This window comes from Cytobacillus oceanisediminis (assembly GCF_007830235.1).
GTDB lineage: Bacteria > Bacillota > Bacilli > Bacillales > Cytobacillaceae > Cytobacillus > Cytobacillus oceanisediminis.
The window spans coordinates 40,736-53,912 of sequence record NZ_VLKI01000022.1 but is presented as its reverse complement, the minus strand read 5'-3'; the positions used below and the strand labels follow the sequence as shown (position 1 = coordinate 53,912).

Here is a 13,177-nt window from a genome sequence, read left to right as displayed (position 1 = left end):
GATTTGTTGTAAATTTTCCGCCTTTTATCTATAAAGTAATAATATCACCTTTTGTATTTTTTGTAAAAAAGAGACTTGCATGGCTGAATGCCGCCTGCTAAAATCACCGCGCCACATAAATAGAATACACCCGACATGCCAACCACCCCAGATACTGCACCTAATGATAACGGTGCCACTACTTGCGTAACTTTATTAAACATAAGCCTAAGACCAAGACCTTCTGCTATCCGATCCTTGGGCAGAGCTATTATTGTAACGAAAATGGACAAAGGCTGTCCTATTCCCGAGCAAAAACCAAGAATAAAGCCAAGGATACAAAGCCATATCACATGATCGACGAACGGATTTATCATATATATAATCCCTGCCATGATAATTGAAATGATAATAATCATTTTCCGCTTATAACGTTGGACAATCCACGGCAATATACTGCGAATTAAGATACCAGCGGCTGCATTTAATGAAATAATTACACCAATGACTGAAGTGGAAACCCCTTTTTCTGCTGCCAGCAATGGAAAGAAAGCAATATATGCATCTTTTACAAGCAATACAAGCGAACTAATTAATATCGCTTTTCGTAAATGTGAATCCTGCAATAATCGAAAAGCTTTTTCTGCTTTCTCATGCGGTTCAATTGATTTTGGTGCTTTTATCTGTATTTCATGAAATAACCACGATAAGGGCAGTGCAATTAAAATGATTAATCCTAATACTAAAAAAGCGTAAGAATAACTTATTGTATCCGTAAGAAATCCACTAATCACCGGTCCAGCAAAGCTTCCTGATGCAACAGCGATACTAAAAATGGCAATATAATATTCTCTTAACTTATTTTTTGAAAAGTGCCCAGCATATGATTGTATGGAGAGTACGAATACTAAATGAGCAAATCCTGCAAAGATTTGCGATATGTAAATTCCTATATAATCCCTTGAAATTGACAATATCAACATTGAAATGCTTCCTATGACAATACTAAAAATGAGTGGTTTTTTGACACCAATGTAATCAATCACTGTGCCCGTTTTAACAGACAGCAATAAAGGCAACATGGAGAACAAGGCTATTATCACACCAATATGAATATTCTCCGCCCCCAGTTGTTTCGCATATAACGGGATAAGTGGTCGACTACCAGCAATACTAACCGTAAATAAACATGTACACATAAATACTAAATAGCGGTCAAGCCTTTTTTTAATCAATGTTACCCCCCCTCATTAAAGAAGAAAGGCAGACCTAAATAGATTAGTCCGCCGGATGGTTATATTCAATGGAAGGCTTTATTGCCAAGTTACAAAGTTGTATTTTGTGACTAATGTGCTGTTTTACATGCTTCAATCACTTGGAGCCAATGATCTGGCTTTGCACCGTTAAAAGAATCTCTTAAATTCTTTTTAGCAAGATTTTCAAGTTTCGTTTTTGCTGCCTGAGACATCACTGAATCAATGTTGACTGATTCTAACATTTCAATGGTGCCACCAAGTTCGATTGAACGTCTTAACGCATGAATAGACGTACCGGTCACGAGACGATTCATTGTTTCTTCAAATGTGTGTCCATTCATGGTTTCGCTTATTGAATCAATGACAAGTTTATCAACATTAAATTCATGAGCGGCTTCTAGTAATTCGAAATACAAGGCAGCAATTCCTTTCATGTGGATACTTCTGATTAACTTAACCGCTGTCGCTTCTCCAGGAACTTCACTAACTTTTGTAATATTCATTTCAAAGGCAGTCATTAATTCCATAAAAGTATCAGTACCGTCACCACTTGCAAGAATAGGGACCTTATGCTTGTAAACTGGAAGTGGTCCCATCATAGCTGCATCGACAAATTTCCCGCCATGTTCATTAACATTGGCAGCTATTTTTCGCTTTACATCCGGGCTGGATGCAGATACATCAATATACACACAGCCGTTTTGTAAATGCGACTTCAGCTGATTGCTTACATCAAGTGCTTTGTCAGCTGGTACTGCAACGATAACTGAATCTGCTATCTGTAAAACTTTCTCTGGTGACTCAACGAGTTCCACTTTTGCTTTTTCTGCACGACTTAATACTAAACCACGGTACGTCTTCATTTTCCAAAGTGGATCATATGCAGTAATTTTTTTTAATCCATGTTGTTTCAAGCCTGACGCTAATTCAAACGCTGCTTCTCCAAATCCGATAAATCCTAAATGCATCTTCTTTCCACCTCCTATTAATATCCGAATTCCTTGATTTTATTTTCCAGCCAAGGAGGTGAGATGCTGACTCCATCGACGTTGCCACGTTTGCGTTCTTCTTCATAATTTGCAATGGTCTCTAAACGCTTTTCTTCATATTCAAGTTTTTTTTCTGCTTTCTGAAGGGCATCCTCAATCTTCTCTTTCGGAACAACAACGACTCCATCTTCATCACCGACAATTAAATCACCAGGATGAACAGCTACACCTGCGCAGGAAATAACTGTATTAATTGCTCCTGGACCATTCTTGAATGGACCGTTCGGAATGAATCCTTTCGCGAAAATCGGCAGTCCGATTTTACCAAGCATTTCTTTATCACGGACAAGACCATCAATGACAATTCCTTCAAGTCCAACTGCTTTTGCTGCACCCGCCATTAATTCACCAAGGTACGCATTTTCCGAATGCCCTTTTCCATCAGCTACAATTACATATCCTGCTCCACCACTATAAATTCCCTGATGTAAAAAGAGATTGTCTCCTGCTCTCATATCTATTGTTAGCGCCGTTCCCACTACTTTCATTCCCGCGGCTACTGGTTTGACTTTATGATCCATTGAACCAGTGCAGCCCATCGCATCTGAGATTAGTGTTGAATTTAATTTCTTTGCCCGTTCAATTACTTCTTCAGGTAAAAGTGGTGCTGTATAATGCAATTTAAAACACTTCCTTACTTTTTAATAATTTGACTGTCTTCAAAATGATGCAAGCTTATGAGTTTCTTAGTTCACGAAATTAATTAACATAGATAAATAGAAAGTAATTCCAGCGCACAAAACAGGAGAATTTAGGAGCTGCCTTTCTGCTTACTGAAAAGACCACGTTTTCTTATTCCTAAAAACTTTCTAAAATCGGGCTTTTTATAAGAAACAAAAACATAATTTAAAGTCATTAAAATAAATAGTGTTATTACAATTGATTCTTCGTCAGTTTGTTTAAATAACTTTTGATATTCTCTCTTAAAACCGATATATTTCTCTTTCGCCGGCTCCTTCCAAACATTGATATCGTTTACTGATTCGTTCATTTTTTCTATTTCTTTTTTTACAAACTCTTCTTCTATCTTCGAACAGTTTTCGATAATCGTTTTAAATAATAAGCCATTTTCACCTTTTGTATTTTCCATTAATAATAACTCGATAAATGATCGATACTCTTTCTCATTTATAAGGAAATTAAATTCCTTACTTGAAAGATCATGCACATTATGGTGCTTTACCTCTAACATAGGAAACCCTCCTTCATACACTGAAAAATCTGGCCCTTTTCTTAAGAAGGAAATATTTTTTTGCTTTTAAAGTTTTACCCATTAATGCTAGATGATTCCTTCTTTTTGCCAAGATAGCTTCTTACAAAAGGAGTGACGAATGTAATAAAGGCTATGACTAGAAAAACCGCACTAATTGGTCGTGTAAAGAAAATACTCACTTCATCTCCAGATTGCAACATTGCCTGTCTAAAGCTTTGCTCTGCGAGTGGACCTAAAATAACTGCAAGAACGATAGGAGTGACAGGTACTTTAATAAGACGGAATAAGTAGCCGATTAATCCGAATGCTAACGCGATCCAGATATCAAAGTAATTGTTATGAATCGCATAAGAACCGACAAAGCTCAAAATTAAGATGATTGGGCCTAAAATAATGCCAGGCACTTTTAAGATTGCTGTGAAGTATCTCGTGCATGCAAGCCCAATAATTAAAAATAAAAGATTGCTAACAATTAAACTCAAGAATAAAGAATAAACAACATCCCCATTCTCTTGAAACAACATTGGACCGGGTCTAAGACCATGAATTAACAACCCTCCAATTAAGATAGCTGTTACCGTGTTACCAGGGATCCCAAGTGTTAATAGCGGGATCATTGCACCACCTGTCACGGCATTATTAGAAGCTTCTGGTGCTACTATTCCGTCCATAATACCTGTTCCAAATTTTTCGGGATGTTTCGACCAGCGCATCGCTTCGTTGTAAGCCATAAACGCGGCAGGGTCCCCCCCAATCCCAGGGATGATGCCGATAAATGTACCGATAATCGATGAACGGAAAATATTCGGCATTAATCTTGTGAATTCTTTACCAGTGGGGAGTATTTTTCCTGAAACGGATAAAATCTTGGTTTCCTCTTTTGAATTAACTGATTCTTTAATTAGCACAAAAGCTTGTGAAACGGAAAATAGACCAATCAACAAAGGGACTAGAGAAATTCCACCAGCGAGGTGTGGCTCTGAAAAAGTAAACCTTGGGTAGCCATTAACCGGATCCATACCAACTGTAGCAATCAAAATACCAAGAGTACCGGCAAGCAATCCTTTAAAAGGATTAACTCCACTCAGGCTCGAAATGACCGAAATACCAAAAATAGCGACTGCAAAATATTCAGGCGCCCCAAAGCGCAAGGCTTGCTCCGCTAAAAAGGGTGCTGTTGTGGAAAGAATAATGGCACTAATAATACCCCCAATTGCCGAAGCGATCGCTGATATCCCCAGAGCTTTCCCACTCTCTCCTTTTTGTGTCATCTTATAACCATCTAAGACTGTCGCAGCCCCTGCTGGTGTACCAGGAGTATTCAACAAAATAGCTGATATAGAACCACCATAAACGGAAGAACAGTAGATAGCTGCAAGCAGGATAATACCTGTAGCAGGATCCATCGTAAATGTAAACGGGATGATGATTGAAACTGCCATTGTAGAGCTCATACCAGGCAAGCATCCCATAATGATTCCAAAAATTGTGCCTGCTAGTATTAATAATAAAGTTGACATCGAAAATACTGTTCCTACAGCAGTAAGCCACATATCCAAAATTGCTTCTCTCCTTCCTAGAAAAGGTTATCCAAAATTCCTTGAGGAATCGGAACATTTAATAAAAATTGAAAAATAACCGTTATAACAATTGTTGCAGAGATTGACAAAGCGACTAATCGTGTCGTATTACGGTAGTTAATCACCCAAAGCAGTACAAACACGTATATTGGTGTCAAAATTAAAAAGCCAATGAAATCCATTAATATCAAGTAAACGAACGTTAAAATAATTGTATACAGGACACTGCGATCTTTAGCTGGTTTCTCTTCTTTTTCTTCTTTTTCTTCTTTTTCTTCTTTTTCTTCTTTTTCTTCTTTTTCTTCTTTTTCTTCTTTTTCTTCTTTTTCTTCTTTTTCTACTTGTTCTCTATTTGGCTTAATAAACGTGTCAACAATTAAACCAATGGAAAGAATGATTAAGATGATAGCGAAAAATTGGGGCCATTTTGCTGCATCTTCAGAAAGCGCATTGCTCATTAAATAAAAAGCTAAAGCCAGGAGAATCATTACACCAGAAAATAAACGATTAACTTTTGCCATTTCAAACCTCCTGTAGATCTTTTGAAAAACCAATGGCAGCCCTCTTTACGAGGGCTACGCACCAACTTTCCTCTTACATATTTTCACTAAAACGTTTGTAAACATTATCAATTGATTGCTTAAATTCTTTACTGTCCTTGTATATTGGATCCATCCCTTGGTTTTCCATTTTTTCTTTGAATTCTGGATTATCAAAGCCGGCTTTAAATGCATCTTGTAAATACTTAATTATTTCAGGATCCGTGCCTGCTGGCGCAACAACACCACGCCATGACTCATCAGATATTTCATATCCTTTTTCATAAGAAGTAGGAACATCAGGGTATTTAGTAGATTTATTTTCACTGAAAACAAGAATCGGCTTAATTTTTCCTGCCTGAACCTGACCTTCTGATTCTCCAAAGCTACTCATTGCTGCTGAGTCATGTCCACCGGCAACAGAGGCAACACCAGGAGCAGCACCATCATAAGGAATGACAGTTGCATCAATACCAGCTGCTTCTATAAACTCTTTTGCGGCAATCGTATCAGAAGCTTGTGCCCCAGATGTAGCAATTGTTACTTTTCCAGGATTTTCTTTCGCATATTCAATAAATGAATCAATATCATCATAAGGCGCATCGGTATTTACATATAAATACGAAACATCGCTGACAACCTGTAATATAGGGTCAAAGTCTTCATGAGTAAAAGCAGTTTCATTAAAAATCGGACTTGTTACAATCGATGTAGTTGCTAAAAGCAAGGTATGTCCATCTGGCTCTGCTGTAGAAACATACTGTTGGCCGATTGTACCTCCTCCTCCTTCTCTGTTTTCAATAACTATTGATTCACCCATCGGTTCCTCAGAATACTCTGCCAGAAGCCTAGCAGTTGTAGTAGCACTACCACCTGCCGCGAAGGGCACGATAATCTTAATTGGTTCTTCAGGAAAGTTTTCTGAAGCAGATTCATTTGCTGCACCATTTGAACCTCCGCTTCCGCAGCCTCCTAAGAAAATTGACGCTGCTGCTGTAAGAATTGCTAAAGATTTAAAAGTTTTCATTTCTTACCCACCCTTTTTGTGAAATGTAGTAAAAATAACTTCTTTTATTAGAAAAGTAAAAATTCTTACTTTCGAGTTATATCTTAACATGGGTGTTTCACTATGTAAACATTTTTTTAAGCGCTTACACTATTGATAATTCCGACTTATTATTATAGTCTGATTTTTATGTTGAACCTATAATGGTAGAGCTCTTTGAATTTTTTCCTATGATTTTTCTTACGTTATTTATTGGATTTTCTTAGGAATTCAACGGAGAAACCTTTATTTTTATCTTTGTCCTCACGCCCAATAAAAAAAGGTATAATCAGACAGCAACTCTGCCCCACTATACCTCTATTATCATTAATAAATTTCCATTGCTTTTTTCGATGTTGAATAGTCGCTTGTCCATTTCTGTTATCCTATTGTTCAAGTCCGAAAGTTCATAACGGTTTTTCGCATGAAGAACTGAAAAAAAGATTATCCAAAGTTGGATTTAAATCAACTGAAATGAAGACATTCTATCATGGTAATCGTATTTTTATGAATCAAGATGCCTCAAAGTTTATATCCAGTAGTATAAAGTGATTTCTTGTTTTTTTATTTCTTAGTTCCCACCATCTTTAAAAAGAACCAATCATATCAAAGGGGCGGCCTTTGACCTTGTGAAAGTCATTGGTCTAGTTTATTCCCGGATGATGCGACTGGTTCTTTGGACATTTTTAGTTTGTTAAACTTCTTGTTGTTGATTCGTTACTTGGTGTTATTTTTATTTTTTTGATTAAAGTTTCAAAAGTACTAGATATGATGATTAAATGATACAAGTTTCTTGTTTAACGAAACTCCCTCAGTGAAAGTATCTGCCCCGTTAACACAATTAGAAAGCTGCCTAAATTGACAACTTTGATCTTCAACTCATTCAAGCTGGTTCCAAGTTATTGTTTCTACATCTTTTAAGTAAATGTGGAATGTAAGGAAACAAACCAAACCTGTTACCTTTTTCATTTTAAGTTTTGTAATATTCAAATGTATCTCTTGGTAGTCCTCTCATTTCTTTAGCCGAGTCATGCATGGATGAAACCTTCCCGCAAAACGTTTCGCAAAAATGGGCTCGGTTCACCTACGCTGTAAAGCTGCAAATCATGCATAGCTCTGGTGCAGGCGGTGTAGAAAATTCTGCGCAGGCTCTCATCACCGTATACGTTCTCCGATGCATCATAGATGATGACGGCATCAAATTCGATGCCCTTTGACAAATACGCCGGTACGACAACTACTCCTTGTTCATATTCAGTCGAGTTGCTCTTCAAGAGTTTAATTCCATCGATGCCGGACAGGGCTTCATATGCATTTAAACTCTCTTCAGCAGATTTGCATATGATCGCAATACTAGTAAGGCCTAGATTTCGCAAATCAGCGACTTTGGAGTCAATACTGCTATGCAGTTCTGCGTAATCGGACAATTGTTTCAGCTCGGGCCGCTTGCCGTCTCGATCAAAAGGGATTATCCTTTCGCCGTTTGGAACCAGTCTTCGGGTAAATTCGATGATCGGCTTTGTGGACCGGTAGCTCCGCGCTATATTGATCACTTCCGTTTCATCCGGTCCGTACAGGCTGGTAAGTGTGTGAAAATCAACCATTTCGCTGGCATGGGCAAATATCGCCTGATTAAAGTCGCCGAGAACTGTCATCTTGGACGCAGGAAACAAACGCTTCAAAAACTCGAATTGAAAAGGTGAGTAATCCTGCGCCTCATCAACGACGATGTGTTTAATCGAACTGTTCGTCTGAAAGCCTTGAATGAGCTCTTTCAAGAGTAAAAAAGGTGTGGCATCTTCGTAAAATAGTTTCCCTTCATCTAACATTTCCAGCGACGCTTGACAAATCTCAGCCCACTCCGCGGGTGTTTCCCCCTCTATCCACTGTTTGATCTGCAAGGGATCAGCAAAAAGCTGCTTATATATCGCCTTGAAATCGACAAAACGCAACGCCCGGATTCGTTTTCGCAGCGGCTTCAGCTTTTTCCGGACAATCAAGCGGGCTAACGCTTCAGGCTCGATTTCATAATCATGAATCGAATCTTCTTTAAAGCCGCGTTTTTTCGCGAGATAGGCATGTGCCTTATGATATTCCTCATTGCTGAGCAGCTCGATTTCCTCCTGTACCCACGGCTTATTCCGTTCGGCCTTTTCAGCTTCATTGATTTGCTTAATTAGCCAATCCATCAGCTTTTCAAGTCTATTATGGAAGCGGAGTGAGGTGTCACTGCTGTAAAACCGGTCTGCTATTTGCTGAGCGGTAACAATCGGCTTTCCTCTGAAGGTCATGTCCTTAAATAACATTCCAGATAACTCCAGCGACTTCATATATGCATTGATCGCCTCAAAAAAACGGGCAGATGCTTTAAACCGGATGCCCGGAACCCTTGACCTGTACGAAGGGGTTTTCGCTGCAGTTAAAACATATTCCAATTGCTCGTATGGATTTTCAACTTGAAACTCTTTACTCAGCCGATGGTCCAAGTATTCCTGAAATGTGACCTGCTGCATATTCTCTTCACCGAGTTCCGGAAGCACATTGGACACATAACTGTTAAACATCGAATTAGGAGAAAATAGGATAATTTGATCAGCATTAAGATTATCCCGATATTTGTAGAGCAGATAAGCAATCCGCTGCAGGGCAGCCGATGTCTTGCCGCTGCCAGCCGCACCATGAACAATGAGCAGCCTTCCGCGATCATGACGGATAATCCGGTTTTGATCCTGTTGAATGGTCGCTACGATATTGTGCATATGTTTGTCAGTACCCTTCCCCAGAACCTGCTGTAAAATCTCATCTCCAATGGTGAGACTCGTATCGAACATGGATTGAAGAACTCCGCCGCGGATTAGATATTGCCACTTTTTCTCCAATGTGCCCTGGATTGTGCCTCCAGGTGTTTCATACTTAGCCGGACCGGGCTGGTAATCGTAGTAAACACTCGAGACTGGAGCCCTCCAGTCGTAGATAAGAAAGTTTTCGCCACTGGCATCTCTCAGCGTGCTGATGCCAATATAGATTTGTTCCTGATTTGAAGAGCCCTCTTCAATAAAATCGATCCGGCCGAAGTAGGGAACCTCCTTCATTCGGCGCAGCGTGAACAAGCGCTTGGATGCATGTCTATGGGTGCTTTGGCTTACGGACAGAGCTTGAGCCTCCTGCCTCAACCCGATGATGGTCTCAAGATAATCATCAAAGGTATCAATATTCACCTTGACTTCATCCCAAAAGTGTTTGCGGATATGAACTACTTCGTTTTTATGCCTGGAAGTTTCTTCTTCCAATCTGTTGATTTCCTCCGTAATTGTTGCCATTACACTGTCCACTCGTTTTTGCTCCTGCTGAAGTTTTGAATTCATAGCAAACACTCCTTAAAAAAATTTATAAAAGGGTTGACTAACGAAGTGATTACATTGTATAATTATGATAGGGATAATATAATTAAATTCAATTACACAATGTACATCTATATAAATTTACCACAGGATCTCTTTTTTTTCAATGTATTTTTTAATATGAAAAAGAGCAGTATTTGACGTTTCCAACGTCAATACTGCTCTTTTTGTTTTCTTGTTCTGTTAATCTGCCCCGTTAGGACTCCCAGATTTCATCCATATTTGTGACTTTATAACATTGTGGAATATACATAATCATCCGCCCTTCGATTACATGAGAATTTTGGTCATTATAAAGTCCGTTTGTTCTTCATCACCCATATAAAAGGAGTGGGCTCCCGTTTGGACAAACCTCATTTTCTTATAAAAAGCAATGGCGTTTTCATTTTTTTCCCATACACCCAGCCAGATTTTCTTTTTATTTCGTTCCATCGCAATTTCCAGCGCTTTATTTAGCAGATATTTACCAAGCCCATGATTCTGAAATTTGTTTCTTATATAAATCCTCTCAATTTCGAGTGTTTCATCGCCCATTTCTTCAGTCTGGGCCTCATTGGTATTAACCTTTAAATATCCAGCCGCTTCACCCCTAAAATAAACAAAAAAGAACTGCGAAGAAGTATGAGATAGTTCAGTTTCTAATTGCTTTAAGTTAAATGCCCTTTCCAAATAGGAATTCATATTTTCGGGTGAATTCTGATCCTTAAACGTCTCATTAAATGTTTCATAACTAATTTCTTGAAGTTTGCTTAAATCTTCAAGGGTACATCTTTTCATATTTATAGTCATTTGAAATTGCCTCTCCTTTATATAATCAATAATTTCTCTTGTTTCCCTTTTTAACAAATTCCCAGTCTTTCTCGACATTTTTTCTTACTCTTTGAAGCAGATTGAAAATGGTTTCTGCTTCTTTCTCGGACAATCCCTCTAATGCAGCCGCATTGGAATAATCATGTTCTCTTTTTATAAAAGGAAAAACTTTTTTCCCTTTCTCTGTTGGAAAGAGTTTTCTAATTTTTTTGTTCTGTTCATCATCTTTCTTTTGAATAAAGCCATTCAGTTCAAGTTTTTTGATCGCACGAGCTGCCGTTGTCCGATCTACTTTTATCATCTCAGCTAACTTTTCCTGAATAATTCCCGGGCTTTCACATATTCGCACAAGGTAAAGGTACTGCCCTTTTGTAAGGTCAAGCTCTTTAAATTCTATATTGCTTATAGAATCCAATGCCCTCGCTATCATTCCAATTTCACGGAGAATTTCCAGCATAATCAACTCCTTAATCTATATTTTTATTGCAAATGCAATAATAATGACATATATTTAATCTAACTTAATTTTGTTGCATTTGCAATAAAAAAACCATCATAAAGGGGTGAATAAAGTGAAATATATTTTCTATGTATTAGGAATTGTAATCTTAACCCTTGGTATTTCACTCACTATACAATCAGATCTTGGAACTTCACCTTTTGATGCACTTTTGGTAGGACTGTCGAAAAATGTGGGGCTTAGTGTGGGAAGCTGGGAAATCATAATAGCTTTATTTTTGATAGGTTGTAATTCATTTTTAAAAAGACAAAGACCAGAAATTTTGGGGTTGTTAACAGCCTTTATAACGGGGATAAGTATTGATCTGTGGCTTTACGTATTACCCCATCTGCTCGAACCTGAATTATGGTACAGCAGACTGGTTTGTTTTGGAGTAGGCTTATTGGTAACAGGAATAGGAACTGCAACATATTTATACACCAATTTTGCACCGATTCCCGTTGACCGACTAACATTAATCCTAAAAGATTTAACTAAATCAAATCTATTTTTTTCAAGAACTGTTATATATCTCGTATTTTTGTTAATGGCGATGAAATTCAATGGACCAATTGGTATTGGAACTTTATTAACCGTTTGTTTAGGGGGGCTAATACTTAATGGCTTTATGCCATTAACCGAAAAAGTATTAGACCGAATATCAGCACACTCTAGTACATCACTAAATTATGATAAAGATAGGAACCATCCAATATAAAATACTTTTTATTAGCTATTTTTCAACAGATTCGGCCACCCAAGCGGGCAGCCGGATCTTTAACTTATGCCGTTAATCCTTAGATATGTAAAACCCCCACCTGAAATGAGGACAGGGTTAACATAAAGTTGTTTAATTTTTGAAATAACACTTCACCGGTCTTAAACTTACCAATCGTGTCGTTTAGAAACTAGGTTCTTTCCATAACGTTACTTCTGCTCTATCATCTGAATAAGGTTTCCGCATGTATCGTCGATGACAGCTATTGTGACTTTCCCCATTTCTGTTGGCTCCATAGTAAACTTTACGCCTTTTTCTACTAATCGTTTGTACTCTTTGCGAATATCTGCAACCCCAAACATTGTTACTGGAATGCCATCAGCAAATAGCTTCTGTTGATACTCTTTGGCAGCAGGGTGTTCATTAGGTTCGAGTAAAAGCTCGGTACCGTCTTGTTCACCAGGAGAAACAAGCGTTATCCACCTATATGCTCCGCTGGGAACGTCATGCTTTTTTACAAAGCCGAGCGTTTTTGTATAAAACTCTAATGCTTTGTCTTGATCTTGAACGAATATACTAGTAATAATGATTTTCATCATGTTTCGGCCTCCTTTGATATTTGCGATGTATGGTTCTCTTCTACCAATCTGGCTACAAATAGAAAAACTAATACATTTGTCATTATTTATAAAATTAATCTACCCATCCTTTCAGCAAATTTTTAAGTGGTTCTTTGTTAAACATAAGTACTCGATATTTTCCCTTTCGTTTTGATATTACGAGCCCTGCATCTTCCAATGTATTAAGATGTTTAGCTATTGCCTGTCGCGAAATGGAAAGGTTGTGTTTCATAACGAGACGTGCCGTAAGTTCATACAATGTCAGCTCGTTGCGTTCGGAAAGTTCATCTAATATTAGCCGCCGAGTCGAGTCGCCAAGTGCTTTGAATATAGCGTCTTTTTCACAATCCATATGTCGATTATATGCAACTGTACGGTTGCTCGTCAAACATAAGCAACCGTTTGGTTGCGTGATAAGGGAACCATATCACACAACCCTTTAAATCAAATAAAAGTAGTTTGAATCAT

13 protein-coding genes are annotated in these 13,177 nt (G+C 38.1%); 1 reads left to right on the top strand and 12 read right to left on the bottom strand.

Translation table 11 applies throughout. The annotated features are described in order from the left end of the window. Positions 1-44: 44 nt before the first annotated feature. From IQ19_RS23620 to IQ19_RS23575, 10 genes are all read right to left on the bottom strand, one after another. Positions 45-1,214: an MFS transporter gene (locus IQ19_RS23620; protein WP_144545695.1), complete on the bottom strand. Its 1,170-nt coding sequence runs from the start codon at positions 1,212-1,214 to the stop codon at positions 45-47. Between the two features lie 110 nt (positions 1,215-1,324). Continuing rightward, complete coding sequence (locus IQ19_RS23615; protein WP_144545693.1) at positions 1,325-2,203, bottom strand: NAD(P)-dependent oxidoreductase; 879 nt, start codon at positions 2,201-2,203, stop codon at positions 1,325-1,327. Positions 2,204-2,220: 17 nt separating this feature from the next. Further along, complete coding sequence (locus IQ19_RS23610; RefSeq protein ID WP_144545691.1) at positions 2,221-2,904, bottom strand: RraA family protein; 684 nt, start codon at positions 2,902-2,904, stop codon at positions 2,221-2,223. Between the two features lie 131 nt (positions 2,905-3,035). Continuing rightward, positions 3,036-3,476: a hypothetical protein gene (locus IQ19_RS23605; RefSeq protein WP_144545689.1), complete on the bottom strand. Its 441-nt coding sequence runs from the start codon at positions 3,474-3,476 to the stop codon at positions 3,036-3,038. A 74-nt stretch (positions 3,477-3,550) separates the two neighbouring features. After that, on the bottom strand, positions 3,551-5,050 hold the full coding sequence (locus IQ19_RS23600) for a tripartite tricarboxylate transporter permease (RefSeq protein WP_144545750.1): 1,500 nt from the start codon (positions 5,048-5,050) through the stop codon (positions 3,551-3,553). Between the two features lie 23 nt (positions 5,051-5,073). Further along, positions 5,074-5,598: a DUF6033 family protein gene (locus IQ19_RS23595; protein ID WP_144545687.1), complete on the bottom strand. Its 525-nt coding sequence runs from the start codon at positions 5,596-5,598 to the stop codon at positions 5,074-5,076. A 73-nt stretch (positions 5,599-5,671) separates the two neighbouring features. Continuing rightward, positions 5,672-6,643 (bottom strand): tripartite tricarboxylate transporter substrate binding protein, encoded by a 972-nt coding sequence (locus tag IQ19_RS23590; protein WP_144545685.1) that lies wholly within the window; start codon positions 6,641-6,643, stop codon positions 5,672-5,674. A gap of 1,046 nt (positions 6,644-7,689) precedes the next feature. Next, positions 7,690-10,026 carry an RNA polymerase recycling motor HelD gene (gene helD, locus IQ19_RS23585; protein WP_144545684.1) on the bottom strand — a complete coding sequence of 779 codons (2,337 nt, stop codon included), beginning with the start codon at positions 10,024-10,026 and terminating at the stop codon, positions 7,690-7,692. A gap of 306 nt (positions 10,027-10,332) precedes the next feature. Beyond that, positions 10,333-10,851, bottom strand: coding sequence for a spermidine/spermine N(1)-acetyltransferase (paiA, locus tag IQ19_RS23580; protein WP_144545682.1), 519 nt, complete (start codon positions 10,849-10,851; stop codon positions 10,333-10,335). 25 nt (positions 10,852-10,876) lie between these two features. Beyond that, positions 10,877-11,329, bottom strand: a complete 453-nt coding sequence (locus tag IQ19_RS23575; RefSeq protein WP_144545680.1) for a MarR family winged helix-turn-helix transcriptional regulator — start codon at positions 11,327-11,329, stop codon at positions 10,877-10,879. A gap of 115 nt (positions 11,330-11,444) precedes the next feature. Between IQ19_RS23575 and IQ19_RS23570 the strand changes: the two genes are divergently transcribed. Further along, positions 11,445-12,089 carry a YczE/YyaS/YitT family protein gene (locus IQ19_RS23570; RefSeq protein ID WP_144545678.1) on the top strand — a complete coding sequence of 215 codons (645 nt, stop codon included), beginning with the start codon at positions 11,445-11,447 and terminating at the stop codon, positions 12,087-12,089. A gap of 209 nt (positions 12,090-12,298) precedes the next feature. Here IQ19_RS23570 and IQ19_RS23565 read toward each other — a convergent pair whose 3' ends face one another. Further along, positions 12,299-12,685, bottom strand: a complete 387-nt coding sequence (locus tag IQ19_RS23565) for a VOC family protein (protein WP_144545748.1) — start codon at positions 12,683-12,685, stop codon at positions 12,299-12,301. A 97-nt stretch (positions 12,686-12,782) separates the two neighbouring features. Then, complete coding sequence (locus IQ19_RS23560) at positions 12,783-13,061, bottom strand: ArsR/SmtB family transcription factor (RefSeq protein WP_144545745.1); 279 nt, start codon at positions 13,059-13,061, stop codon at positions 12,783-12,785. Between the last annotated feature and the right edge of the window lie 116 nt (positions 13,062-13,177).